Source organism: Streptomyces sp. NPDC096105 (genome assembly GCF_044763335.1).
GTDB lineage: Bacteria > Actinomycetota > Actinomycetes > Streptomycetales > Streptomycetaceae > Streptomyces.
Genome location: NZ_JBIWGC010000024.1, coordinates 58,832 through 85,770, shown reverse-complemented (window position 1 = coordinate 85,770; position 26,939 = coordinate 58,832). Strand labels below are relative to the sequence as shown.

The following is a 26,939-nucleotide window of genomic DNA, read 5'->3' as shown; positions in this document are numbered from 1 at the left end:
CGGTATTTGTACCGCACCCACGCCGACCCGGCTAGAACACTACCGCACGCGACACAACTCCCCCGGGATTGCGGGTTCCCCTACCCAGAGTAATTGGGGCCCGTGTCCTGCCTGTAGCGGGCAGTCATGCCGCCGCCAAGACTGGAGTTGAGGCTCCTGCGCATAGGGACAAGGTTAGCCACATCGTTGTAAAAGTCATTCCTTTCCGCTCGGCTCGTGTTGTAGCCGACAGTGTTCCAATGATCGACCACGGCAGTCAGGTGCTCGTAGGTCAGCTCATTGTCCGGAATGACACTACCGTACTGATCGTGCCAACTGCCGTTGTAGTGATACTTAGCCCTCATTGCCTGATGAGTGGTGGCACGATAACCACTCGGGTACTGGTTACTGCGGTCGAGGCGATTGGCAGAAGTATTGGGATTGCTGCCCATCGTCCCGTTGGCGAGCCGCGGCTGGCCTCCGGATCCACATGTACAAGTGGCGGAATGATTCGCCTGGCTACCGCCACAGTTGTGGACGAGGACCGGCGTGTCCTCAGCCAGTACGTAGTACGTGTGGGTGTCGCCGACGGTGAGGTTGTGGACCGTTGCGCCAAGACTGGCCCAGCGTTCGACTGCGGTGATCTGGACGTGTGTGCCGGCGCTGGTGCGCAGCCACTGGCCGGGCTGGAGGTCGGTGGCGTCGAGCCATGCGCCGAGTTCGGGGACCCAGAAGGGGTGGCCGTCGGTCGCGGTGACCTCGGCGGTCTTCTCGCCCTTGTCGCCGTCGGTGTCGATGACGACCTTGACCAGGTGTTTGAGGCCTTCGCCCTTGATCTCGGCGGTGACCGTCTCGATGCGGGTCTCGCCGGTCTCGGGGTCGGTGGCGACGACCTTGTCGCCGGCCTCGACCTCCTCGATCGGCTTCGTCGTGCCGTCGGCCATCAGGACCTTGGTGCCGGGCACGAAGCTGTTGTCGGTCGGGCAGGAGCCGCCGCTTTCGCCGTCGGCCTTGCCGGAGTCGCCGCTTCCGCTGCTGCCGCCCTTGTTGCGGGAGGAGCCGCCGGAGTTGCCGCCGGGTTTGGAGCCGCCGCTCTTGCCGCCTGCGGAGCCGTTGCTCACCGAGGAGGCCTTCGGGGCGGCCTTGGCCTGGGCCTGCTTCTGGACGGGGTTACCGGTCTTCTTGGTCTGCGCGACCGCCTTGTCGGAGGTTCTCTTGGCCTGCTCCGCCGCCTTCTTCTTGGCGCGTTGCGCGGCTTCCTTCTTCGCCTTCTCGATCGCGGCCTTCTTGGCCTTCAGCGCCGCCGCCTCGGCCGCCTTGGCGGCCCTCAGCACCGCCTCGGCCGCCTTCTTCGCCTTGCGGAAGGCCTGGATCGCGTCGATCGTGCGGTCCACGGCCTTGAGCACCGAGGGGATCTTGCCCAGCTTGGTCCAGGGGATCGCCCCGATGATCAGGCTGCCGCACGACCACATGTCACCGCCGAAGCAGGCCATCGCGTCGCTGATGCCGATGAAGTCCTTCAGCGTGCTCCACGCCGCACCCATGATCACCGAGGTGAGCGACTTGCCCATGGTGGCCTGCGCCTGGGCGACCTGGGCCGCGGACAGGCCCGCGCCCGCCAGGGCCGCGGCCCGCTCGGAGGCGGTCAGGCTGATGGCCAGACCCGTCGGGTCGGACATCGTCACCGGGTTGTTGTGCGCGTAGGCGTAGCCGTTGGACTGCAGCAGGTCGTTCAGGTCCAGCACCGGGTCGGCGGACAGGAACCGTCCCACCACCGGGTCGTACAGGCGGGCCCCCAGCGGCTGGTAGCCGGAGGAGTCGTCCCGGGTGGCGCCCAGGAAGCCCGTGTGGGCCTGGAAGTTGACGCCGATCGCGTCCGCACCGCGCTGGTTGCCGAACGGGTCCTGCTTGCGGATCCGCACCGACATGGGATCGTCGAGCACCACCTCCGCGTACGTGCTGCCCTGATGATCACCGGTGAGGGCCACCAGCCGCTCGACGCCGTTGCCGTACGCGTAACGCATGACCGCGCCACCCGGGGCGGAGTAGGTCCGCTGGGTGTTGACCAGGACGCCGCCGCGCTGGACGGTGACCTCGGCCTCGCCCAGGTGCAGCGTGGCCTGCTTGCCCTTGATGGTCAGCAGCTGCACGCCGTCGGGGCCGTAGACATAACGGGTGTCGTTCTGCGGCGACCACTGCTGCTCGGCCTTGCTCGCGTCACAGGTGGCGAGCACCACCGGGGCGGCGTTGGCGGAGTTGCCGCCCTGGACCGTGAGGCACAGGCCGGAGGCGACGTGGACGAGCTGGGCGGAGGCGTTCCGCTTCAGCTCCTGCCCCGACGAGCCGTCGCACTTCTGCAGCTGGACCGCGGCGCCGGCGGTGTTGCCCGAGGGCTGCACGCACCAGTCGTCGTAGACGGTGAGCGTGCCCCGGTCGGGGTCGGTCTGCGCCGCCCCCGGAGCGACGGCGAAGCGCCAGCTCTGGGCCACGGACGTGTTGCAGCTGTAGAGCTGGATCGGCTGACCGGCGACCGCGTGGCCGCTCTTCAGGTCCAGGCACTTGTCGGCCAGTCCCACGTACGGGGTCCTGCCGCCCGTGCCCTGGCCCTTGATGCGGTCGACCTTGCCGTCGTAGGTCCAGGTCAGCTCCTGCTTGTCGCCGTTCTCGACGGAGGTGACGGACCTGGTCTCGCCGGTCAGCTCGTAGAGCCGCTCGGCCTCGGCCTTGACCTGGGCGCCCTGCGGGGTGGTGTAGGTCTTCGCCACCTTGGTCAGCGTGTGCGGCTGGGTGCCGTCGGCCTTGCCGTAGGCGTAGGTGGTGACGGCGTCCTTGGCGGTGGTGCCGCCGAGGTCCTTCTCGGTCAGCTTGGTGCGGTTGCCGAGCAGGTCGTACTCGTACTCCTGCCAGTAGCCGGAGTCGTCCTTGCCGGCCGCCACGTTCAGCGTGCCGTCGCCGTTCTCCGGCCCGGCGCAGGAGGTCTGCTCCTTGGCGGTCCAGGCCGTCCTGAGCTGGCCGAGCGGGTCGTAGGTGAAGCACTGCCGCTCGGCGATGCCGTCCGCGTGCTCGCGGATGGACGTGACGTTGCCGGCCGGGTCGTAGGTGTACGACCGCTCGGAGACGAGGTGTCCGCCGACGACGCTCTTGTCACCGGCCTGCTCGCGGTGGACCGAGTGGCTCTTGAGCTCGCCGCTGCCCTCGTCGAACGAGGCCGTCGTCCAGACCCGGTACGGGTGGGCGCCCAGCGCGGAGCGCAGCACCTGGCCGTAGGCGTCGTAGACCGTGTCGGCGCCGTACCAGTCCTTGCCGGAGACCGACAGGGGCTTGCCGTCCTTGTTGTAGCGGACGACGAGCTTCTCGGCGTCGAGGCGGCCGACCGCCGGGAGAGATGCCTCCTTCAGGGCGCCGGTGTCGTCGTAGGAGTAGGCGTAGGTGTAGGAGGTCTTGAACCCCCAGGTGTCGGCCAGGGACTGCGGCAGGGTCAGCGTGGTGGAGGTCGGCTGGTAGTCCTGCGTGTAACCGTCGACGGTCTGCGTGTAGGCGGCGCCGTCGGTGTAGCGGGTGGCGGTGGCGGGCATGCCCGTGCCGCCCGGGGACGAGTCGTAGCCGAAGGTGGCCAGCAGTTGGCCGTCGGCCCCGTCCAGGCGCTGCTCGATCGGGCGCGACAGGACGTCGTAGCGGTTCCAGACGGTGATGCCGCGGGCGTTCCTGCTGGTCAGGACGCGGTCGTGGTGGTCGTACGTGGTGCGCGTCGTGCCCGTGTCCGGGTCGGTGGCGGTCACCTGCCGGCCGCGGTGGTCGTACGTCCACGTCCACGGGTGGGCGGTGTCGGCGGAGTTGACCGCCTTCACGAGCCGGCCGTGTCCGTCGTAGGTGTAGCGCATCGACGTGAAGCCGCCGGGCGCCTCGGTGTGGAAGGTGTCGACCCGGGCGGTGCGGCCGAGCGCGTCCGTGTAGACGCGGTAGGAGGAGGCGCCGGAGGGCTGGATCACCTTCGACCAGTCGGCGCCGTACTCGTAGCGGACGGCGCGGGCGGGGACCGGCTCGGAGCTGGACTCGCCGGTCGCCGGGTCCTCGACCTTCAGGTACGGCATCTCCTGCACCACGCGGCCGAGGCCGTCGTAGCTGTACCGGGTGATGTTGGGGACCGACGTGTCGGCGAGCGGGGTGAACAGCTCGCCGGTCTTCGCCTCGTGCGTGAGGTAGGCGTTGTTGGTCTGCCAGACCTCGCCCGAGCTGTTGTACAGCGTGTCGGTGATCAGGTGTCCGCCGCCGTCGGCCTCCTCCTGCGTCTGCCGCTCACGGCCGAGGCCGTCGTAGAGGACGACGGACGTCTCGACGCGGTCGTCCTTGCCGCGGCTGTGGGTGGTGACGTAGGGGGGCTTGCGGTCGGGGTCGTCCGGGTCGTACGCGGGGATGGTGTAGACGGCCCGGAAGTCCGGGACGGCGGAGGCGGACGGGGTGCGGCCGGGGCCCCACGCCTCGACGAGCCGGCCCAGCGGGTCGTACTTCGCCTGGCTGACGTGGCCGTTGGCGTCGGTCGTCTTCAGCGCCGTCGAGCGGCCGGGCTCCAGTTCCTGCGTCTGCTGGTGGCCCTCGGCGTTGGTCTCGGTGACCCTGAAGACCTGGCCGGTGGGCGGGAAGTACTCGATGGTGCCGGGGTTGCCGTCGGCGTCGGTCTGCTCGACCACGCGGCCGATCGCGTCGAACTTGCTGCCGCCGTCGACCTGGAAGCCGGTGCCGGTGCCGTTGAGCGACCAGGTCCGGGTGGCCAGGCCGCGGGTGGCGTCACCGAGCGCCGTGCCGTAGGCGGTGTGGTCGTACGCCGTGCGGGTGCCGCCGCTCAGCGTGGACAGGTCGCCGAAGTCGGCGTCGGCGCAGGTGGTGGGCGAGACCAGGGCCTGCTTGGTGAGGCCGATGAGGTTCTTGCCGGTGTGGTGCAGGTACTCCAGCCGGGTGCAGGACTCGTCGCCGGACCTGCCGGTGTCGCCCAGTGACTCCACCAGGGTGGGCAGGCCGTGCGTCGCCTCGAAGGTGGTCCTCGTCCGGACGACGCGCTGGGTGCGGGTGTCGTCGCCGGTGCCGGAGGACTTGGTGTACGCGATCTCCTCGGGCTCGGTGACCCGCCAGGCGATCAGCGGGCTCAGCCCGTCGCCGCGGTCCCGCCGGCCCAGCTCGGTGGCGGCGGGCACGGTGACGCTGCGGGACAGCCAGTCGGTGTCGGCGTCGGTGGCGCTGGTGTAGGTCAGCTCCTCGGCGATGCGTCCGGCGAACGCCTCACGGTCCTTGGCGATCTCCGTGCCGGTGATGTCCTTCACCGGCACGTCGTCGCCCATGCCCCGGAAGTAGCGGGTGACGGCCTTGGAGCGCTTGCTGCCGACGGCCGGCTCGTCCGTGCCGGTGATGACGGTGGTCTGCTCGAAGCCCGCGAACCGCGACCAGGTGCGGGTGGACTTCTTGGTGAACTCCGACTCGGCGAGCTTCCAGCCGGCGTTCTTGTACGCGTACGCGGTGCGGGCGCCGAACGCGCCGTCGACGTTGGGGAGTTCCTCGATGGACTCCACGACGTACTTGTGGAACCAGTCGATGTCCTCGACCTCGGGGTCGGGGTGCCAGAACTGGGGATAGCACAGCCGGGTGTTGGACTTCAGCGCGGCGGTGTCCTTCTTGCCGGGCAGTCCGGTGCCGGTGGCGCAGTCGCCGGTGGGGGCCTTGTAGGTGACGACGGTCTCGCCGCCGTACTCGTTGATGACGCGCGCGACGCGCAGGCGGGAGAAGCCGGGACGCGGGTCGTCGGGACGCATGACCCGGTTGGGCATGTCGTCCATGTTCGGCTCGAACCGCACCGCGTTCAGGGCGATGCTGTCGTTCGTGGACCCGCTGCGGCCGAAACCGGTGCGCTGGATCGACTCCAGCCACAGGGCGGTGTTGGGGCCGGTGCGCAGGACGGGGAAGCTCTGCTGCAGCGTGTACCGGTCCACCACCTGACGGGCCTCGGTGTCGGTGCGCCGCTGGGCGGAGGTCTCGATCTCGGTGAGGCGCTTGTTGGACCAGAACGTGGGTCCGGCGTTCCAGCACTTCTTCCTGGCATCGCACCGCAGGTCGGCCGGGGTGTCGTACCAGATGCGGTACTTGCCCGGGTCCTTGTCGGTGAAGTTCTCCTCGGAGCAGGTCAGCGAGCCCTCGGCGAAACACCGGCCGTCGACATGGAAGTCGACGCGGGCCGGGGCGGGCGCGGAGAAGATGTTGTCCTTGCGCTGGCCGTAGTCGATGCGGGTCAAGTACCCGTCGCGGTCGTAGACGACGGGGGACTTGAAGTTGAAGTTGCGGGCGTAGTAGTTCTGGTCGCTCTTCCACCACAGGGACATGGCGTTGCCGTGGACGTCCTCGACGTAGTCGAGGTTCCAGCGCCACGCCTGCGTGCACCAGGAACCGGCCCAGTCACCGGCCTTGTAGCAGTCCTCACCCGGGTGGTTGCCGTACACCGGGACGGTCAGCACCGAGTCGGTGACTGGCTTGCCCTGCGTGTGACCCGGCAGCTGGTTCAGCCCGAAGTGGTAGCGGGTGCCGTCGCGGGTGGTGACGATCCAGTACTCGCCGTCCTTCGCGCCGTTGCCGCTCTTGCCGTCCCTGATCCGCTGGATCTTCGACCCGTCGCCGTTGGCGGTGAACCACTGCTTCTGGTCCTCGTCCCACACCAGCTCGGTGGTCATGCCGCCGAGCGAGAGGGTGGCGTTGTCGGAGCCCCAGCACAGGTCCGCGGTGCGGTGGGTGGCGTTGTTGGCGCCGGCCTTCTTGGAGTCCTGGCGGCAGTTGGCGTAGGTGCGGGTGATGGAGCCGGGGTTGTAGTCCCAGCCGTCGCCGATCCAGGACGCCTGGTTGTTGGTGGCGGAGGTGCGTCCGTCGACGGTCTGCGAGGAGTAGCCGAGGGCGATCTTCGGCATGGGGCCGCCCGCGGTCTCCGGGACCTGCACCTGGTAGGCGTAGGTGAAGGCGCCGGACGAGGCGCCCGCCGACCAGGAGCCCGCGGACAGCAGCGGGGTCGCCGTGAAGTCGCCGGCGGCCGAGGCGCCCGTGTCCATGGCGCCGATGACCCGGGCGCCGGAGGAGTCGGCGGCCTGGACGGCGCCGGTGCGGGCGGACGCGGTGCGGGCCGAGACGCCGGACGGGCCGGCGGGGGCGCCCGTCGCACCGTCCAGCAGGTCGGCGACCGGCACGGAGCCGGTCACGACGGTGTGGGTGGTGGCGTTCTTCGGCGCCTGCGCGTCGGTGGGCGCCTCCTTCGCCGGCACCTCCTCCACCGTGCTGCGCAGCTGCTCGGGGGCCGCCGTGCCGGCCTGGACCGACATGGTCCGCGTCCCCGCGTCGTCGGCGCACTCGCCCTCGCTCGGGGTGAGGACGCAGTCGGGCAGGAGCACCAGGCCGAAGCGGTCGGCCGCCTGGGGGCCGTAGAGGTCCGCGAAGGAGGTCGTGTCGACGGCGATCGCGACCTGCGCCTCCGGGTCCGCCGTGGCCGGCGGGGTGACCTCCATGATGAGGCCCGCGACGCCGGCCTCCTGGGACACGGACGGTCCCGCCAGGTCGACCGTCCACTCACCGGCGATCGCGGCGGGGTCGGTGCCCTCGGGCACCCCGAGCGCGACGGGCAGGCCGTTGGTGACCGCGACGGTGGTGCCCGGCTCGGCGTCCTCGGCCAGGATCGCCTTGCCGGTGTCCCCCTTCCAGGGGGTGACGGCGGTCGGCGCGTAGGGGTCGACGGGGACCTCGGGCGCGGTGGTGAGGTTCTTCTCGGCCTCCTCGTCACCGTCGACCGGGGTGGCCTCGGGAAGTTCGGGCAGGTCGAGCGACGACTCACGGCTCATGCCCGGACCGGGGACGGCCCACGCCTCCGCGCTCAGGCTGGTGACCATCAGCGTCGAGGACAACAACAGGACGGTCGCCGCTCGGCCCTGCCGGCGACGCCGTCGTTGTGACTCCGTCGAGGCCGGGCGGACGCGCCACGGCCAGGACAGGGGACCTTTCCCGCTGGCCGGCGGACCCGGCGCCGGGGAAACGGTGCTGGCCGAGACGGATCTCAACGGGCACACCGTCTCCTACACCTGGCCGGGCGAGCTGCCCGAGCCGGTGCTCGACGGACCCCGGGCGCTGTACCCGGAGGTGCTCCCGGGCGTCGACCTGCTGCTGGTCGCCCGCGAGGAGGGCGGATTCGCCCAGCTGCTGATCGTCAAGGACCGCGAGGCCGCCCGGAGCGAGGCGCTCGCCGAGGTCGCGTACGGGCTGCGCTCCGAGACGGCCACGTTCCACTACACCGACGACTCCAGCCACGTCTCGATCCTCGACGCGGCGGGCCGGGAGATCGGCGCCGTCCCCACGCCGTTCGGCTGGGACTCCTCGGGCCGTGACCCCGAGGCGGAGCCCGGCGCGGCACCCCGCACCTCCGTGGCCACGCCGGCCGACGTGCTGAGGCTGTCCGGCCTCAGCGGCATCGAGCCCGGCGCACGCCAGGCGCGCATGCCGATACGGCTCCTGGGTGACGGCACCGGTGAGGCCCGCATCGACCTGGGGCTGGGGAGGACCGGGCTGCTGACCGACGCGGACACCCGCTTCCCGGTGTTCGTCGACCCCACCATCAACCCCCCGTCGCTGGCCTGGACGGTGGCGTACAAGCCGTACCCGAACAGCAGCTTCTGGAACGGCACCAACTTCAGCTCCGGGACCTCCGACGCCCGCGTCGGCCACGAGGACGACACGAACGGCACGGCACGCTCCTTCTGGCGCATGAAGTTCGACAGCACCCTGAAGGGCACGACGGTCTCCGACGCGAAGTTCGAGGTGCTCAACAACCACTCCTGGTCCTGCACCAAAAGGGAGTTCCAGTTCTGGCTGACCGGGGCGATCTCCTCGGGCACGACGTGGAACAAGCAGCCGTCCTGGAGCAGCAGGGTCGACGATCAGACCTTCGCGCACGGCTGGTCCTCCAGCTCCTGCCCCGATGCCTACCAGTCGTTCGATGTGGATGCGGCCGCCCAGAAGGGCGCGAACGCCGGCTGGTCCACCATCACCTTCGGCATGCGCGCCACCAGCGAGTCCGACACCCAGACCTGGCGCAAGTTCAGGGCGAACTCCGCGTCGCTGAGCGTGACCCACAACCGCAAGCCGAGCGAGCCGACCGGCGGCAAGTCCACGCCCGGCGGCGCCTGCAAGCCCGGCCCCGGCGCGGGCGTGACCATCGGCAAGACGAACATCACCCTGTCGGCGAACGCCAAGGACGCCGACGGCAACCTCCGTGAGCTGCAGTTCCGCTTCTGGAAGAACGGCGGGACGGTCCCGGCGGCCAGGATCGCCAAACCGAACTCCAGCGGCACCGCCACGGTGCAGATCCCCGTCACCTTCCCCCTGACCGACAAGACCACCTACTCGTGGGACGTGCGCGCGGTGGACACCGAGAACGCGGCGTCCAGCTACTTCCCGCCGAACACCAACGAACCCTGCCGGATCACCGTCGACGCCACCGCCCCACCGCAGCCCGAGATCGAGACCGAGGACTTCCCAGAGGCCACCTCCGACGGCCTGACCTGGGCGAAGAACCCCTTCGGCACGACCGGCTCGGTGACGTTCGTCTCGACCGGCGCGACGAGGTTCCGCTACACCATCGAGGGCCTGGGGTGGACCGAGGTGCCGGCCACGGGCGGAAAGGCGACCGTGAGCCTGGCGCCCGCCCACGCGGGACCGAACTGGCTGCTGGTCCACGCCTACGACGCCTACGGCAACCAGAGCGTCCGCACCGACTACGCCTTCTACGTCCCGCCCCGGGACAAGGCCGACGCGCCCTGGGACACCGGCGGTGACGGCCTCCCCGACCTGCTCATCGTGGACGCGGCCGGCAAGCTGATGAACTGCGTCGGCAGCGAGGGCGGCGAGCTGTACGGCTGCCTCGGCGCCGCCTACACCAAGGACGCCAGGACCGGCGAGACCACGCTGCACCCCGCGGACCACTGGTACGACCCGGCCACCGGCAAGGCCGCGCTGATCACGCACTACGCGGACGCCTTCCCCGGCGACGGCACCACCGACCTGTTCGCGGTGACCCCGGACGGCAAGGCGTGGCTGTACCCCGGTGACGGCTACGGCAGCTTCGACGTGGGCGAGCGGATCGCGATCCGGCTGCCGTCGAACGCCCCCGCGCCCTCCACGTGGACCCAGATCAGGGCGGTCGGCGACATCACCGGCGACCGCCACCCCGACCTGGTCCTGCGGGCCGGCACCGAGTTCTGGACGCTGTCCGGCTACACCGGAGGCACCTTCCGGGAGGCCACGCTGATGACCTCCAGCGCCTGGGCCCGGCGCGAGATCGTCAACGTCGCCGACATCAACGGCGACAAGACGCCCGACCTGCTGTGGCGCAACCTGGACAACGGCAACATGTACGTCCGGCACGGGCGGCCCGGCCCCGTCAGCGGCAGCGTCGACCTGGTCTCGCTGAAGCACGCCGCCGACTCGCTCAACGGCGACGTGGGCTACGGCACCAACTGGTCGGAGGCCAACGTGGCGACCGCGCTCGGCATCCCCGACGTCAACGGCGACGACATCCCGGACATCTGGGCGCGGCTGCGCTCCGACGGCGCGACCCGGATCTACCACCCGTCCCGGGCCAGCACCGGCCCCTCGGTGAAGACCGTGCTGAACGTGGACTGGAACGCGGTCAAGGCCTTCGGCTGACGACCGCGGCGACACCCCCGACGTGCCCCGGCCTCCCCTGCGGGAGCCGGGGCCCGCGGTGGTTCGACCGGGTCCGGCGATCAGGGAGAATGGTCGGCATGAGTGTTCGTACCCAGTCATCCGACCAGCCGGCCGACGCCGTCCACCGGGCCGGTTTCGCCTGCTTCGTGGGCCGTCCCAACGCGGGCAAGTCCACCCTCACGAACGCTCTGGTCGGGCAGAAGGTGGCGATCACCTCGAACCGGCCGCAGACCACCCGGCACACCGTGCGCGGCATCGTGCACCGGCCGGACGCGCAGCTGATCCTGGTGGACACCCCCGGGCTGCACAAGCCGCGCACCCTGCTCGGCGAGCGGCTGAACGACGTCGTGCGGACCACCTGGGCGGAGGTGGACGCGATCGGGTTCTGTCTGCCCGCCGACCAGCAGATCGGCCCCGGCGACCGTTTCATCGCCAAGGAACTGGCCGGGATCAGGAAGACCCCGAAGATCGCCGTCGTCACCAAGACCGACCTGGTGGACGGCAAGGCGCTCGCCGAGCAGTTGATCGCCGTCGACCAGCTCGGCAAGGAGCTGGGCATCACCTGGGCGGAGATCGTCCCGGTGTCGGCCACCGCGGGCAAGCAGGTGGACCTGCTCGCGGACCTGCTGATCCCGCTGATGCCCGAGGGCCCCGCGCTGTACCCGGAGGGCGACCTCACCGACGAGCCCGAGCAGGTCATGGTCGCCGAGCTGATCCGCGAGGCCGCCCTGGAGGGCGTGCGCGACGAGCTGCCGCACTCCATCGCCGTGGTCGTCGAGGAGATGTTGCCGCGCGAGGACCGCCCCGCCGACAAGCCGCTGCTCGACATCCACGCCAACCTCTACATCGAGCGCTCCAGCCAGAAGGGCATCGTCATCGGCCCCAAGGGCAAGCGCCTGAAGGACGTCGGCATCAAGTCCCGCAAGCAGATCGAGGCGCTCCTCGGCACGCCCGTCTTCCTCGACCTGCATGTCAAGGTCGCCAAGGACTGGCAGCGGGACCCCAAGCAGCTGCGCCGCCTCGGCTTCTGACCGTCACCGGCCGGGCCGGCCCCGCTGCTCGCGCAGCAGCTCCCGGTACCAGGCGTACGACGCCTTCGGCGTCCGCCGCTGCGTCGCGAAGTCCACGTGGACCAGACCGAAGCGGCGGGCGTATCCCTCCGCCCACTCGAAGTTGTCCAGCAGCGACCACACGAAGTAGCCGCGCACGTCCACGCCCGCCTCCACCGCCCGGTGCAGGGCGCGGACGTGGCCGTCCAGGTAGGCGACGCGGTCGGTGTCGTCCAGGCCCTCGTACGCGCAGCCGTTCTCCGTGACGACGACCGGGGGGAGCCGGTCGCCGTAGCGTGAGCGGAAGCCGGTGAGCAGCTCGGTCAGCCCCTCCGGGACCACCGGCCAGCCGAAGTCCGTCACCGGGTACCCGTCGATCTCCCGTACGGAGAAGGGCAGTCCGGCCGGCATCCGGACGCCGCCGAATTCGGTCTCGGCGCTCTCGGCGTCCTCGGCGCCCTGGGGTGCGCCCACCCTCGTCGGCGCGTAGTAGTTGATCCCGTACCAGTCCAACGGCTCGGCGATGACCTCCAGGTCCGCCTCGACGTCGCCGGGCATCAGCTCACTGATGCCCTCCGGGTAGCGGCCGAGCAGCAGCGGTTCGGCGAACAGGCGGTTGAGCAGGACGTCGTAGAAGTCCGCGGCCGCCACGTCCGCCGCGTCCTCGGAGGCGGCCCAGGTCGGGCCGTGGGAGTTCGCGACGCCGATGTCACCGGCCCCGGCCGCGCGCAGCGCCTGTACCGCCAGGCCGTGCGCCAGCAGTTGGTGGTGGGCCACCGGCAGCGCGTCGAACAGCAGCGTCCGGCCCGGCGCGTGCACGCCCAGCGCATGGCCCAGCAGGGTGTGCTCGGCGGGCTCGTTCAGGGTGATCCACTTCGTCACCCGGTCGCCCAGCCGCGCGACGACCCCCGTCACGTACTCCGCGAACCGCTCCGCCGTGTCCCGCTCCAGCCAGTCCAGGTCCGCCGGGAGGTCCCAGTGAAACAGCGTCGGCACCGGCCGCACCCCCGCTGCCAGCAGGTCGTCGACCAGCCGGTCGTAGAAGTCCAGACCGCCCTCGGCCCGCACCCGCGGCCAGGACACCGAGAAGCGGTACGCGTCCACGCCCAGGTCCGCCAGCAGCGCCACGTCCTCGCGGTGGCGGCGCACGTGGTCGCAGGCCACGGCCGCCGTGGACCCGTCCCGCACCCGGCCCGGCTCGGCCGTGAACACGTCCCACACGGACGCCTCACGCGCGTCGACCGCGCCCTCGATCTGGTGCGCCGAGGTCGACACACCCCACAGGAAGCCGGCCGGGAAACGGGGCATCGGACGCGTCGTCACCATGGCCCGGATCATCCGCACCGGTTCCCCTCGGCGTCAACGCCCTTGCCGCTGACACGACGTCACCGGGGCGTCCGCGTCCCAGGACTGGACCCCGCGTACCGCCTGGTCACCCTGGCGACACACTGTCGGGGCGAATCAAGTGAGCAGAGAACGGGGAACCGGGCGGGAGTTCGCAGTTGGTGGAGCAGTCGCAGAGCGAACGCCCAGATCGACCGATTCGTCGATGCGGTGAACTCGGGGCGGGCTCTGGTCGCCGATGCCACCGCCTATGAGGCACCCGAAGCCCCCCGGGGGGCGGGCGTCTTGGAGGTCTACGACGACCACGTGCACTTCAAAGCGAACTCGGAACTCACCTCCTCGGACGGCGGCTGGCAACCTCCCGAGCTCAGATCACTGAAGTGCGGGACGGCGACGAGCCGGGTGAGCTGGTGATCGCTTTCCGCGCCCCGGGGCCTTTCCAGGCGGTCGTGGTGACACCTGTGATGCATGCGGACAAGTGGCGCACTCTGGTCACTGGTTGAGAGGAGGTACTCGCGGAGGCTCTCCGGCGCGCCGCCCGTACAGCCGGTTCTGCCCAGCGGCCGGCGCAGGCACAGAGTGAGCCGATGGTCACCACCGGTCGGAGGACTTCTTGGCGGCCTTGACGCGGGCGGCCTCGGTGATGAGCCGCTGCCGCTCCGCGTGCGGCGCGTTCAGCTCTGCCGTCAGCCGCACCTCGGCAGCGGACGTGGTGGGCTCGATCTGCCGCTCCGCACCGCCGCCGTAGCTGCCGCAGTCGGCGTTGACGGTCGCCGGCCCGGGGCCACGCCGGCCGACGGCCTCCTGCCGGGCCGACGTGTCCCTTGATACGCGAGAGGCGTCGCGCGACGCGTGCGGGCGGGCCGGATCAGCCCGCCGTGAGCGTCTCGCGGACCGTGCCGTCCGGGCCGGCCACCAGCACCGGCGTGTCCGCCCCGCCCAGGTCCCGTACCGCCGCGCGGTCCTCCGCGGAGGCCGACTCCGCCTCCGTCACCACCGCCGCCGCCTCCAGCGACGTCGCGCCGGACGCCACCGCCATCGCCACCGCCGTGCGCAGCGCGCTGAGCTTCAGCGAGTCCAGGGCGACGGTGCCGGCGACGTACGTGCGGCCGGTCTCGTCGCGTACGGCCGCGCCCTCGGGCACGCCGTTGCGGGCCCGGACGGAGCGGGCCAGGGTGACGATCTTGCGGTCCTCGGGGTCGAGGGCGGTGGTGTCGGTCATGACCCGAGCATAAAGGGGCGCTACGGGCGGTCGAGGCGCAGGCGTTCGGCTCGGGGGAGGCCGGCGACGACCAGGTCGTAGGAGTCCTCGACCAGCTCCGTGACCAGGCGGTCCGGAAGGTCTCCGTCCGCCGTCACCGTGTTCCAGTGCCGCTTGTTCATGTGCCAGCCGGGGACGATCAGATCCGGGTGCTCGGCGCGGAGCCGGATCGCGTCCTGCGGGTCGCACTTGAGGTTGACCTTCAGCGGCCGCGCGCCCAGGTCCGTCAGGGCGAACATCTTCCCCAGCACCTTGAAGACCGAGATCTCCGGATTGAAGGGGAACTCCTCCACCGCCGCGTTGAAGGACAGGCACAGGGCGCGCAGCCGCTCCGGGGTCACTCCTCCCCCGCCTCCTCGCCGGACGGCGGGTCCACCGGGCCCGTCGGGCCCACCGGCTCCACCAGCACCGTCACGATCTTGTTCCGGCGTCCGGCCGCCGCCTCCGCCGTGAGCCGCAGCTCGCGGCCGTCCGGCAGCTCCACCACGGACGACGCGCCCGCGATGGGCACCCGGCCCAGCCGCTTGGCGAGCAGTCCGCCGACGGTCTCCACGTCCTCGTCGTCGAACTCCTCCAGCCCGTACAGCTCGCCCAGGTCGGTGATGTCGAGGCGGGCGGTGACCCGGTGGCGGCCCTCGCCGAGCTTCTCCACCGGGGGCAGCTCGCGGTCGTACTCGTCGGTGATCTCGCCGACGATCTCCTCGAGGATGTCCTCGATGGTGACGATGCCCGCGGTGCCGCCGTACTCGTCGACCGCGACGGCGACGTGGTTGCGCTCCTTCTGCATCTCGCGCAGCAGGTCGCCGGCGTTCTTGGTGTCGGGCACGAAGAACACGGGCCGCATCGCCGTGGACACCAGGTCGCTCTCCGCGTCCCGGCTGACGTGCGTCCTGCGGGCCAGGTCCTTGAGGTACACGATGCCGACGATGTCGTCCTCGCTCTCGCCGGTCACCGGGATGCGGGAGAAGCCGGAGCGCAGGGCGAGGGTGAGGGCCTGGCGGATGGTCTTGTACCGCTCGATGACCACCAGGTCGGTGCGCGGCACCATCACCTCGCGCACCAGGGTGTCGCCCAGCTCGAAGACCGAGTGCACCATGCGGCGCTCCTCGTCCTCGATCAGCGACTCCGCCTCCGCGAGGTCCACCAGCGCGCGCAGCTCCGCCTCGGAGGCGAAGGGGCCGTGCCGGAAGCCCTTGCCCGGCGTGAGGGCGTTGCCGATGAGGATCAGCAGCGAGGGGATCGGGCCCATGATCCGGGCCAGCGGCACGAGCACGTACGCGGCGGCCGTGGCCGTGTTCAGCGGGTGCTGCCGGCCGATGGTGCGCGGGGAGACCCCGACGGCGACGTACGACACCAGGACCATGACGGCGATGGCGATCAGCAGCGCCTGGGCCGTGCCGTCGAACTCGCGCACGCTGCCGTAGGTGATCAGCGAGGCGGCGGACATCTCGCAGATGATGCGGACCAGCAGCGCCACGTTGAGGTAGCGGGTGGGGTCGGCCGCGATCCGGGCGAGCTTGGCGCTGCCCCGGCGCCCGGACCGTACGGCCTCCTCGGCGCGGAAGCTGGAGACGCGCGCGATGCCGGCCTCCGCGCACGCGGCGAGCCAGGCGACGACGACGAGCGCGAGCGCCCCCAGGACGAGTGGGGCGCTCATGAGACGGTCGGGGCCGGAGAGGGGCCGGTGAGACCCTTCTCCGCGCGCCAGCCGTCCACGATGGCCGCCTGGAGGCCGAACATCTCGGCCTTCTCGTCCGGTTCCTCGTGGTCGTAGCCGAGCAGGTGCAGCACACCGTGGACGGTGAGCAGCTGGAGCTCCTCGTCCATGGTGTGCCGCGTGGGCGCCTCGGCGCCCTGTCTGGCGGCGACCTCGGGGCAGAGCACGATGTCGCCGAGCAGCCCCTGCGGGGGCTCGTCGTCGTCCTTCGACGGGGGCCGCAGTTCGTCCATGGGGAACGACATGACGTCCGTGGGACCGGGCAGGTCCATCCACTGGATGTGGAGCTGCTCCATGGCGCCCGCGTCCACCACGATCACCGACAGCTCGGAGAGCGGGTGGATGCGCATCCGGGCCAGTGCGTAGCGGGCGATGTCGAGGATCGCCTGCTCGTCGACCTCGGTTCCGGACTCGTTGTTGACGTCGATCGACATCTGGTGCTCGGTCTACTTCCCCTTGTGCCCGGACCGGCCGCGGCCGCCCTTGTGGGTGCCGTTCTCGGTGCCGTGCTGGCTGTCGTACTTTTCGTACGCGTCGACGATACGGCCCACCAGCTTGTGCCGGACCACGTCGTGCGACGACAGCCGGGAGAAGTGGACGTCCTCCAGGCCCTCCAGGATGTCCTGGACCTGGCGCAGACCGGACTTGGTGCCGTCGGGCAGGTCCACCTGCGTCACGTCACCCGTGATCACGATCTTCGAGTCGAAGCCGAGGCGGGTGAGGAACATCTTCATCTGCTCGGGGCTCGTGTTCTGGGCCTCGTCGAGGATGATGAAGGCGTCGTTGAGCGTGCGGCCGCGCATGTACGCCAGCGGCGCGACCTCGATGGTGCCCGCGGCCATCAGCCGGGGGATCGAGTCGGGGTCGAGCATGTCGTGCAGCGCGTCGTACAACGGGCGCAGGTACGGGTCGATCTTCTCGTAGAGCGTGCCCGGCAGGAAGCCCAGCCGCTCGCCCGCCTCGACCGCGGGCCGGGTCAGGATGATGCGGTTGACCTGCTTGGACTGCAGGGCCTGCACCGCCTTGGCCATGGCCAGGTAGGTCTTGCCGGTACCGGCCGGGCCGATGCCGAAGACGATGGTGTGCTTGTCGATCGCGTCCACGTAGCGCTTCTGGTTGAGCGTCTTGGGGCGGATCGTGCGGCCGCGCGAGGACAGGATGTTCTGGGTGAGCACCTGGGCCGGGGTCTCCTGGCCGTCGCTCTCCCCGCTGTCGCTCGCCTTGAGCATGGCGATCGAGCGTTCCACTGCGTCCTCCGTCATCGGCTGCCCGGTGCGGAGCACCAGCATCATCTCGTCGAACACGCGCGAAATGAGGGCGACCTCCGTGGCGTCGCCGACCGCGCTGATCTCATTGCCCCGGACGTGGATGTCGGCCCCCGGGAAGGCCTTCTCGATCACACGCAGGAGGGCGTCGCCGGATCCCAGCACGGTCACCATGGGGTGCTGGGCGGGAACGGTGAACTGCACTCTCGCCTGCCCCTGCGCGGGGGTGTGAGCTGTGGGTGTATGAGTCATGGGCCGGCTCTGAGGCCTGCGGTTCCTCCTCGTCACGGCCGCGCAGCTGAGGGCGGCCTCGCGACTCCCAGGGTACGACGGAGGGGTGACAAGCTCGTAGGCCTTTTATCCGACCGAGCGATCGACCCCGCTCGCCCTCTTCCCCACGGGCGCTCCCTCACGCCGCCCCGCCTCCCACGGGCGCCGTTCCTCACACCGCCCCGCTTCCCGGGGGCCCGTCTCACGCCGACCGGCGGAATCCGATCGTGGGCACGGCCCGCCGCAGCGGCCACGGGCGCACCGCCTCCTCCGGGACCAGCCCGGCCAGGAAGCCGTACCGGCGCAGCGCGGAGGGGTCCTGTCCCTCGACGGACTGCACCCGGTGCCACCACGCCGCGATCTCCGCCCATCCCGGCGCGGACAGCGAGCCGCCGAACTCCTGCACGGACAGCGCGGCCGTGAGCCCCCCGAAGGCGAGCCGGTCGGCCAGCGGCCAGCCCGCCAGGGAGCCGGTGACGAACCCGGCGACGAACACGTCCCCCGCCCCGGTCGGGTCCAGCGCCTCCACCTCGATCGCCGGGACCGACGCGGTCTCCCCCGTACGCCGGTCCACCGCGTACGCGCCCTCCGCGCCCAGGGTGACCACCGCCACCGGCACGTACGCGGTCAGGGCGTGGGCGGCGGCGCGCGGGCAGTCCGTGCCGGTGTACCGCATGGCCTCCGCCGCGTTCGGCAGGAACGCCTCGCAGTGCCGCAGGTCGGGCAGGCCCGCCAGGTCCCAGGCCCCGGTGTCGTCCCAGCCGACGTCCCCGAAGATCCGGGTGCCCGTGCGGGCGGCCTGGGCGACCCAGGGGGCGCTGCGGCCGGGGGTGAGGGAGGCGACGGCGGCACGCGCACGCGGCGGACAGTCGGGCGCGGGCTCCTCGGGGGGCGGTTCGTGGCCGTGGGAGACCATCGTGCGCTCGCCCTCGTACGCCATGGAGACGGTGACCGGGGAGTGCCAGCCGGGAACCGTGCGGGACGGGGAGAGGTCGATGCCCTCGCCCTGCTCCAGCGCGTCCCAGCAGTACTCGCCGTAGTGGTCGTCGCCGAAGGCCGCCGCGAGGGAGGTGCGCAGGCCGAGCCGGGCCAGGGCGGTGGCCATGTTGGCCACGCCGCCCGGGCTCGACCCCATGCCGCGCGCCCAGGACTCGGTGCCGCGCACGGGGGCGCAGTCGAGCCCGGTGAAGACGATGTCGAGGAAGACGGTGCCGGTCAGGTAGACGTCCCAGGGCGGGTCGTCCGGGCCGCGCAGGGCGGCGAGCGGGTCGATCTGGGTCGGGCAGGACGGTCCCGCGACGAATTCCTTCCCGGCTCTCCTGCCGTTCCTCTTCCCGGTGGACGCCATCACGGTGCGCTCCCTGACGTGGTGCGGTTTCAGCCAGTGTGCACCACGCCGCCGACAGCGGGAGCGCCGTCACGCCGAGCCGCCCCGGGCGCCGTCACCAGCGGGGCACGGCGGGCCGGGTCCAGGCCGGGTCGGCGATGCGCATGGCGGCCTCGTCGTCGCGGTCGCGCAGCGCGCCGTCGTCGTCCAGCCACCGTCGGTGCAGGAACGCCAGCCGGTCGCGGTCGAGTTCGACGCCGAGGCCCGGCGCGTCGGGGACGCGGACCGTGCCGCCTTCGAAGGCGAGACGCTCGGTGAGGACGTCCTCCGACTGCCAGGGGTAGTGGGAGTCGCAGGCGTGGTGCAGGTCGGGCACGGTCGCCGCCACGTGCGTCATCGCGGCGAGGCTGATGCCGAGGTGCGTGTTGGAGTGCATGGAGACGCCCACGCCGAAGGCACGGCAGATCGCCGCGAGGTGCCGGGTGTTGCGCAGTCCGCCCCAGTAGTGGTGGTCGGAGAGCACCACCTGCACGGCGTCCCGGGTGAACGCCTCCTTGATCTCGGCGAACGTGGTCACGCACATGTTGGTCGCGAGGGGCACCTCGGTCCGGGCGGCCACCTCGGCCATCGCGGACGTGCCGAGGGTGGGGTCCTCCAGGTACTCCAGGACGTCCCCGAGCTCCTCGGCCACCTTCAGCGAGGTCTCCACGGACCAGGCGCCGTTGGGGTCGAGACGCAGCGGGTGCCCGGGGAAGGCGGCGGCCAGCGCGCGGACGGCGGCGATCTCCTCCTGCGGCTCGAAGACGCCGCCCTTGAGCTTGAACGACGTGAAGCCGTACCGCTCCTTGAACCGCCGGGCCTGCTCGACCACGCCCGCCGGGTCGACGGCCGCGCCCCAGTCGTCCTTCTCCGCCGCCACGCCCTCCGGGTGCTCGGCCCACTTGTAGAACAGGTACGCGCTGTACGCGACGGCGTCGCGCACCTTGCCGCCGAGCAGGGCGTGCACGGGCAGGCCGAGGCTCCTGCCGAGGGCGTCGAGGGAGGCGACCTCGAGGGCGGAGAGCACGGACAGCCGCAGCTTGCCGGCGGTCTGCACGCCGCGCAGTCCGCCGGCGTCCACCTGCCCGCGGACCCGGGCGGCGTCGACGGCGACCTGGTCCGCCTCGGCGAACAGCCGGTTCAGGTCGTCGACCCGGTGGCCGACCAGCCGGTCGGCGAGCGGGCGGGCCAGGTCCAGGTACTTGGTGTCGCCGTACGTCTCGCCGAGCCCGGTGATCCCGTCGGCGGTCACCACCTCCACGATCAGCCGGGGGGTGTACGGCTGGTGCACGCCCTGCGTGTTGAGCAGAGGCGGGTCGGCGACCAGGACCGGGGTGAGACGGACCTCGGTCACGGTCAGGCCGGAGGCGGATGCGGTCACGGGGCAGCTCCTACGAGGTCGGGTCCGGCGGCGAGCGGGGTCCTGAGGACGGCGAGGTCACGGGCGGACGGGCGGGTTGCTCATCTCCGTATATGGACGGCATCCATGTATGGGAACGAAGGCTAGAGGGGTGGATCAGGGGCGTCAACGGTGCGACGGGCGGCCGTTCGACGGCGCCGGGGCGGGGACGCGGCGGCCCCGCACAGGCAAAAATCGCCCTGCTACCCAACGCCTGAAACCCCCAAACACAAGAGTGACTTAGATCACATCGATCTCACTCCCGTTGCGCTGCCCCCGCTTGATACAAATTGCCCGCGCGTTCTCGTCCGTCGACGGCCGTCGCCCCCCCACATCTCCTTTCTCGCATGTCGCACCGTCCCCTTCGCACGCCCTGGGAACGCCCGTGTACGCCCCTCGCACCACCCCCTGGCCCCTCGTCGCCCTTTTCACGGCCGGGTACCTCGCCCCGTATCTGCTGCCGACCACCGTCGGCCGGCTGGAACGCGGCCTGGATCTCTCGGCCACCCAGGCGGGGGCCGTCGGCAGTCTGCTGCTGCTCAGCTCGGCCACGGCCGGGTTCCTGCTGGCCTCCCGCGTCGAGCGGACCGGGGCCCGGACCCTCGCCCGGCTGGGCCTCGTCCTCGCCGCCGTCGGCTACGGCGGGGCCGCGCTCACCACCGCCGTCCCGGCCGTCGTCGCCGGGGCCGTGATCGGCGGGTTCGGGTCGGGCACGGCCACCACGGTCGCCGCCACCCGGATCGCCGCGGAGAAGGACCCGCACCGGGCCTCCGCCCTGGGCCTGCTCAGCGTGTCCGCGCTGGCCGGCGCGGTCTATCTGACGGTGCCGCACCTGCCCGGGCACGGACTCACCCTCGCCGCCATCGCCCTCACCGCGCTCGTGGTGTGGCCGCTGACCTCCCGGCTGCCCGGCGGCACGTCCGGCCCGCTCGCGGCGGAGGCGGCGGGGGCCGACGGCACCGGCGCCTCCCGTCTGCCGCACCGACGGTCGGGGATGGTGCTGGCCGGGGCGATGCTGCTGTGGTCCCTGGCGCAGAACGCGCTGTGGGGCGTCAGCGGGCGCATCGGCGTCGATCAGGCGCGCCTGTCCGAGCCGACCGTGGGCGTGGTCTTCGCGGTGGCGCTGGGCGCGGGACTGCTGGGCGTGCTGGGCGCGGGCGCGCTCGGCTCACGGCTCGGGCGCGCGCTGCCCATCGGCGGCGGCACGGTCGTCATCGCCGGCTGCATCGCGCTGAGCGCCTCCGCGACCGGGCTGGGGAGCTTCGCCGCGGGCGAGATCGCCTGGAACACGGTCTATCCGGTGGTGCTGTCGTACCTGATCGGGCTGGCCGCCTCGCTGGACGCGCGGGGGCGCTGGGCGGTGCTGGTGGGCTCGGCGTCCTCGCTGGGCACCGCCGCCGGGCCGCTCACCGGGAGTGTGCTGTCCGCGCAGGCCGGCTTCCCGGTGATGGGCGCGGTGCTCGCGGTGGGGCTGCTGCTGGTCGCGGTGCCGATGACCGGGGTCGCGCTGCACACGGGGGGACGGCCGCTGCTGCCGGGAGCGGTGCGGCGGCGGGGTGGCCATCCGGCGGCGCTGGTCGCCGCGACGACGGGCACCCCCTCGGGTGCGGTGCCGGAGGTCGGGGCGCCGGAGCAGCCGGTCGTCGAGATTCCCCTCGACGGCACTCCGGAGCCGGCGCGGACCGCCTACGACACGGCGGCGGCCACGCGGGCGCCGGGCGGGATGTGAGGGTCGCGTGGGCCACGGACACCGGGCCCTGCTCCCGGCGACGGGGGCGCGCACTCGCGCCGGCCGGCAGGCGCCTCCCCCGGAGGAGGTATCCCCAGCGCCCTGGAAGTACCTCCCAGGCCGTTGAGGCGCCGGGGAGGCGCGACCGCCCGCCGCCACGTCAGCGGCGGGGCGGCTGAGCGCCGCCGCGGTCAGCGGCGTTTCGGGAGCGGGACGCGCTGCAGATCGCGGGCCACGGTCAGGTCGGCGTCGTAGCCCGCCGCGCGGGCCTGGCGTTCGAACTCCTCCGGGTCGGAGTACCGCTGGCTGAAGTGCGTGAGCACCAAGTGCCGTACGCCCGCGTCGCGGGCGACCCGCGCGGCCTGGCCGGCCGTCAGGTGGCCGAACTCGACGGCCATCCCCTCGTCCTCGTCGAGGAACGTCGACTCGATCACCAGCATGTCGCAGCCCTCGGCGAGCGCGTACACCCCGTCGCACAGCCGGGTGTCCATGACGAACGCGAACCGCTGTCCGCGCCGGACCTCGCTGACGTCCTCCAGGGCGACCCCGTCGAGGGAGCCCTCGCGCTGGAGGCGGCCCACGTCCGGGCCCTGGATGCCGTGCGCGGCGAGCCGGCCGGGCAGCATGCGGCGGCCGTCGGGCTCGACCAGCCGGTAGCCGTACGCCTCGACGGGGTGGGAGAGCCGGCGCGCCTCCAGCGTGTAGCCGGGGGTGCGGACGAGCGGGCCGTCGGTGTCGACGGGGGCCTCGAGGAGGGCGACGGTCTCGCGGTAGGCGGTCGCGTACCGCAGCCGGTCGAAGAACCGCTGCCCGGAGCGCGGGTAGTGCGCGCTGACCGGGTGCGGCACCTTGTCGAGGTTGATCCGCTGGATCACCCCGGCGAGCCCCAGCGAGTGGTCGCCGTGGAAGTGCGTGACGCAGATCCGGTTCACGTCGTGCGCGGCGACCCCGGCGCGCAGCATCTGCCGCTGGGTGCCCTCGCCGGGGTCGAACAGGAAGCCTTCGCCGTCCCAGCGCAGCAGGTAGCCGTTGTGGTTGCGGTGCCGGGTCGGGACCTGGCTGGCGGTGCCGAGCACCACCAGTTCACGGACGGACAACGGTCTATCCGGGGGGCCACTCGAGACCGCGGCCGCCCAGGACGTGGGCGTGCGCGTGCCACACGGTCTGGCCGGCGCCGCTGCCCGTGTTGAACACGATGCGGTAGCTCTCCAGCTTCTCCTCGTCCGCCACGGCCTGCGTCTCGCGCAGGACGTCCGCCGCGATTTCGGGCGCCGCGGCGGCGAGGGCCGCGGCATCCCGGTGGTGCGCCTTCGGGATCACCAGGACGTGGGTGGGCGCCTGGGGGTTGATGTCGCGGAACGCGACGGTCGTGTCCGTCTCCCGCACGATCGTCGCCGGAATGCTGCCCGCGACGATCTTGCAGAACAGACAGTCGTCCTGAGGTTCCCCTGCCATACGCCCTCCTCGACCCGGTGATCATCACTACAGAGGCATGCTACCGACCCGGCCCCGGGCCGTCGTGCCGCCCGCACGCGGTCACGGCAGCTCCGGCGGCGCCTTCGCGGGGGTCGTCTCCAGCGCCTCCAGCGCCAGCCGCACCGCCTCGTCGAGCTGGACGTCCCGCCCGGCGGCGTGGTCCTGCGGGCGCTGGACGACCTCGACGTCCGGGTCGACGCCGTGGTTCTCCACGTCCCAGCCGTACCCCTCCAGCCAGAAGGCGTACTTGGGCTGGGTGACCAGCGTGCCGTCGACCAGCCGGTAGCGGCTGTCGATGCCGATGACGCCGCCCCACGTGCGGGTGCCGACCACCGGCCCGATGCCGAGCGCCCGGATCGCCGCGTTGACGATGTCCCCGTCGGAGCCGGAGAACTCGTCGGCGACGGCGACGACGGGCCCCCGGGGCGCGTCGCGCGGGTAGCTCTCCGCGCGCATCCCGCGCGGCAGGTCCCAGCCGACGATCCGCCGGGCCAGCTTCTCCACCACGAGTTGCGAGGTGTGGCCGCCGCGGTTCTCCCGCACGTCCACGATCAGTCCCTCGCGCAGCACCTCCACCCGCAGGTCGCGGTGGATCTGCGCCCACCCGGGCGCCTGCATGTCGGGGACGTGGATGTAGCCGAGCCGGCCGCCGGACCTCTCCAGCACGTACGCCCGCCGGCCGGCGACCCAGGCGTGGTAGCGCAGCGGCTCCTCGTCGGCGAGCGGCACGACGACCGCGTGCCGCGGCTCTCCCCCGCCGGCCGGTGACACGGTCAGCTCGACGGGCTTGCCGGCCGTCCCCACCAGCAGCGGCGCGGGGCCGGTCACCGGGTCGACCGGCTGTCCGGCGACGGCGACGATCGCGTCGCCGGGCCGGACGGCGACGCCGGGCGCGGCGAGCGGTGAGCGGGCCTCCGGGTCGGAGGTCTCGGCGGGCAGGATGCGGTCCACCCGCCAGCTTCCGTCCTCGTGCCGGGAGAGGTCCGCGCCGAGCAGTCCCTGCCGGGGACCGCCGCCGAAGCCGCCGCGCGGGGTGACGTAGGCGTGCGAGGTGCCGAGCTCGCCGTGCACCTCCCACAGCAGGTCCACCAGGTCGTCGTGGGTGGCCAGCCGGTCGAGCACGGGACGGTAGCGGTCCAGCACCGCGTCCCAGTCGACGCCGCTCATGTCGGGACGCCAGAAGTTGTCCCGCATGATGCGGCCGTTCTCGTCGAACATCTGCCGCCACTCGGTGGCCGGGTCGACGAACTGCCGCACCCGGCCGAGGTCGACGGTGATGTTGCTGTCGCTGTCGTCGTCGCCGGAGGCGCGCCGGTCGCTGGGCACGACCTTCAGGCGTCCGTCGGTCCACAGCAGCACCCTCTTGCCGTCGCCGCTGACCTCGAAGTGGTCGGCGTCGACGGCGAGGTGCTCGATCCGCTGCTGGGCGAGGTCGTAGCGCTCCAGGTCGGTCCTGGGGTCCGGGCCGTCGGGCGTGGCCCGGGACGCGCCGAGCACGCCGCGCACCGGGTGGCGCAGCCACAGCACGCCGCCCTTGGCGGCGCGCAGGCCGCTGTAGCGGGAGGCCTCGACCGGGAACGGCACGATGCGGTCGGCGAGCCCGTCGAGGTCGATGCGCGTGGTGGGGGTGCCCTCGCTGTCGGGGGTCTCGTCCCGGTCGGGGGTCTCGAAGGGCCGGCCGTGCCGCTGCGGCCCGAACGGCGACGGGGTGGTCGCCGCGAGCGTGATCAGGTACGGCCGTACGCCCTCGACGAAGGCCAGGTCGAAGACGTGCTCGTCGTAGACCGGGTCGAAGGAGCGGGTGGACAGGAACGCGAGGTGCTTGCCGTCGAGGGTGAAGGCGGGCGCGTAGTCCTGGAAGCGCAGCGGGGTCGCCTCGGTGACCGACAGGTCGGTGGTGTGGGCGAGCTTGATCTGGCTGAGCGGGCGCGGGCCGGGGTGGGACCAGGCGAGCCAGGCGGAGTCGGGCGAGAAGACCAGCCCGGAGACGTCGCCGTCCTCGCTGCGGTCGACCTCGCGGACCTCGCCGGTCTCCCGCTCGACGAGGAGGACACGGCCGTCGTGGGAGGCGATCGCGGCGCGGCTGCCGTCGGGCGCCATCGCCAGCTCCACGACCCGGCCGAGCCGTCCGGCGGCCAGGCGGCGCGGGGTGGCGCCGGGGGCCGGTCCGGTGGCGGGGGCGAACTCCAGGGCGTCGTCGCCCTCGGCGTCCGTCACCCACACCACCCATTCCTCGCCGTCCGCGCGGAAGGCGCGCGGACGGCGGGCCCGGACGCCCGGAGTGGCGGCGAGCGCGCGGGCGGGGCCGGAGCGGTGGGTGACCCAGTGGACGGTGCCGCGCACGCAGACGGCGCTGCCGCGCGCGGTGTGGTCGGGTGACGCGGAGCCGAACCAGCGGGCCGCGTTCACCGGGAACGGCCGGAGGTCGACGCGCTGCCCGCCGAGCCGTACGTCGAGGCGGCGCGGCTCGGCCGTGTCGAGGTCGTCGAGGATCCACAGCTCGCCGGCGCTGGAGTAGACGACCCGGCTGCCGTCGGTCGCCGCGTGACGGGCGTAGAAGCCCTCCAGGGGGGTGTGCCGGCGCAGGTCGGAGCCGTCGGCGAGGGAGGAGTACAGCGCTCCGGTGCCCTCGTGGTCGGAGAGGAACGCGATCCTCCCCCGCTCCCGGCCGCGCTCGAGCGGCGGGACCCCCGCCCCCGCCCACAGCGGGTACTCGATGTTCCCGTCGAGGTCCTCGTGCAGCCGGACGAACTCGCCGTCGCCCTCGCGGTCGATCCACAGCTTGCCCGCGGTGCCGCCCCGGTAGCGCTTCCAGCTGGCCGCCTCGCGGCCCATCGTGGCGGACAGCAGCACGGTGTGCGGGCCTTCGGCGACGTCGCCGACCGGCCCGTACGGGAGGGTGTCGGCGGGGCCGCCGTCGAGCGGCACGGCGCGCGCCCAGGTGCGGCGCAGGCTCGCCTGGCCGTAGGCGCTCAGCGCGAGGACGCGGCCGTCCGCGGTCCAGCCGCGGACCTGGGTCCTCGGGCCGCCCCAGTGGGTGAGCCGCCGGGCGGGGCCGCCGTCGACGGGGGCGACGTGCACCTCGGGGGCGCCGTCGCGGGTGGAGGTCCAGGCGACGGTGGCGCCGTCCGGGGAGATCCGTGGGTGGTTCACCGGCACGTTGTCCGCACTGACCCGCCAGGCGCGGCCGCCGTCGAGCGGGGCGAGCCACACGTCGTCCTCGGCGGTGAAGGCGACCAACTCGCCGTGCAGGTGCGGAAATCGGAGGTACGTGCCGGATGCGACCGATGCAGGCTGTGTCACCCGATCACCCTAGGGGGGGCGCGTGCGGTCCGGCCAGGGGTCCG

At 72.1% G+C, this 26,939-nt stretch carries 15 protein-coding genes; 3 read left to right on the top strand and 12 right to left on the bottom strand.

The genetic code is table 11. The features are described from left to right. Positions 1-80: 80 nt before the first annotated feature. Complete coding sequence (locus ACIQ8B_RS28285; RefSeq protein WP_403550703.1) at positions 81-7,886, bottom strand: ricin-type beta-trefoil lectin domain protein; 7,806 nt, start codon at positions 7,884-7,886, stop codon at positions 81-83. Between ACIQ8B_RS28285 and ACIQ8B_RS28280 the strand changes: the two genes are divergently transcribed. Further along, the gene (locus ACIQ8B_RS28280; RefSeq protein ID WP_403550666.1) at positions 7,837-10,695 is read left to right on the top strand and encodes an FG-GAP-like repeat-containing protein; all 2,859 of its coding nucleotides are present in this window, start codon (positions 7,837-7,839) and stop codon (positions 10,693-10,695) included. The genes ACIQ8B_RS28285 and ACIQ8B_RS28280 overlap by 50 nt on opposite strands. Before the next feature lie 98 nt (positions 10,696-10,793). Next, positions 10,794-11,747: a GTPase Era gene (gene era, locus ACIQ8B_RS28275; protein WP_403550664.1), complete on the top strand. Its 954-nt coding sequence runs from the start codon at positions 10,794-10,796 to the stop codon at positions 11,745-11,747. Positions 11,748-11,750: 3 nt separating this feature from the next. On the opposite strand, the gene ACIQ8B_RS28270 is transcribed toward era, so the two are convergent. The 8 genes from ACIQ8B_RS28270 to ACIQ8B_RS28235 all read right to left on the bottom strand — a co-directional run bounded on the left by ACIQ8B_RS28270 (position 11,751) and on the right by ACIQ8B_RS28235 (position 20,369). Continuing rightward, positions 11,751-13,091, bottom strand: coding sequence for a GH1 family beta-glucosidase (locus ACIQ8B_RS28270; protein WP_403550662.1), 1,341 nt, complete (start codon positions 13,089-13,091; stop codon positions 11,751-11,753). 886 nt (positions 13,092-13,977) lie between these two features. Then, positions 13,978-14,331 (bottom strand): cytidine deaminase, encoded by a 354-nt coding sequence (locus ACIQ8B_RS28265; RefSeq protein ID WP_403550660.1) that lies wholly within the window; start codon positions 14,329-14,331, stop codon positions 13,978-13,980. 20 nt (positions 14,332-14,351) lie between these two features. Then, positions 14,352-14,711: an MmcQ/YjbR family DNA-binding protein gene (locus tag ACIQ8B_RS28260; RefSeq protein WP_106414291.1), complete on the bottom strand. Its 360-nt coding sequence runs from the start codon at positions 14,709-14,711 to the stop codon at positions 14,352-14,354. After that, positions 14,708-16,027, bottom strand: a complete 1,320-nt coding sequence (locus ACIQ8B_RS28255) for a hemolysin family protein (RefSeq protein ID WP_403550658.1) — start codon at positions 16,025-16,027, stop codon at positions 14,708-14,710. Before ACIQ8B_RS28255 ends, ACIQ8B_RS28260 begins: the two co-directional genes overlap by 4 nt. Further along, complete coding sequence (ybeY, locus tag ACIQ8B_RS28250) at positions 16,024-16,521, bottom strand: rRNA maturation RNase YbeY (protein WP_106414289.1); 498 nt, start codon at positions 16,519-16,521, stop codon at positions 16,024-16,026. Before ybeY ends, ACIQ8B_RS28255 begins: the two co-directional genes overlap by 4 nt. 12 nt (positions 16,522-16,533) lie before the next feature. After that, on the bottom strand, positions 16,534-17,604 hold the full coding sequence (locus ACIQ8B_RS28245; protein WP_106414288.1) for a PhoH family protein: 1,071 nt from the start codon (positions 17,602-17,604) through the stop codon (positions 16,534-16,536). A 220-nt stretch (positions 17,605-17,824) separates the two neighbouring features. Continuing rightward, the gene (locus ACIQ8B_RS28240) at positions 17,825-18,970 is read right to left on the bottom strand and encodes a carbohydrate kinase family protein (protein ID WP_290010636.1); all 1,146 of its coding nucleotides are present in this window, start codon (positions 18,968-18,970) and stop codon (positions 17,825-17,827) included. A gap of 94 nt (positions 18,971-19,064) precedes the next feature. Further along, positions 19,065-20,369, bottom strand: coding sequence for a glucarate dehydratase family protein (locus ACIQ8B_RS28235; RefSeq protein ID WP_403550655.1), 1,305 nt, complete (start codon positions 20,367-20,369; stop codon positions 19,065-19,067). A gap of 403 nt (positions 20,370-20,772) precedes the next feature. On the opposite strand from ACIQ8B_RS28235, the gene ACIQ8B_RS28230 reads away from it, so the two are divergent. Continuing rightward, positions 20,773-22,116 carry an MFS transporter gene (locus ACIQ8B_RS28230; protein ID WP_403550653.1) on the top strand — a complete coding sequence of 448 codons (1,344 nt, stop codon included), beginning with the start codon at positions 20,773-20,775 and terminating at the stop codon, positions 22,114-22,116. 191 nt (positions 22,117-22,307) lie between these two features. Here the strand turns inward: ACIQ8B_RS28230 and ACIQ8B_RS28225 are convergent, their stop codons facing one another. The 3 genes from ACIQ8B_RS28225 to ACIQ8B_RS28215 form a co-directional block, all read right to left on the bottom strand. Beyond that, the gene (locus ACIQ8B_RS28225) at positions 22,308-23,213 is read right to left on the bottom strand and encodes a ribonuclease Z (RefSeq protein ID WP_403550651.1); all 906 of its coding nucleotides are present in this window, start codon (positions 23,211-23,213) and stop codon (positions 22,308-22,310) included. 4 nt (positions 23,214-23,217) lie between these two features. Then, the gene (locus tag ACIQ8B_RS28220) at positions 23,218-23,571 is read right to left on the bottom strand and encodes a histidine triad nucleotide-binding protein (protein ID WP_106414283.1); all 354 of its coding nucleotides are present in this window, start codon (positions 23,569-23,571) and stop codon (positions 23,218-23,220) included. 81 nt (positions 23,572-23,652) lie between these two features. Beyond that, positions 23,653-26,895, bottom strand: a complete 3,243-nt coding sequence (locus ACIQ8B_RS28215) for a S41 family peptidase (protein WP_403550649.1) — start codon at positions 26,893-26,895, stop codon at positions 23,653-23,655. Positions 26,896-26,939 lie beyond the last annotated feature (44 nt).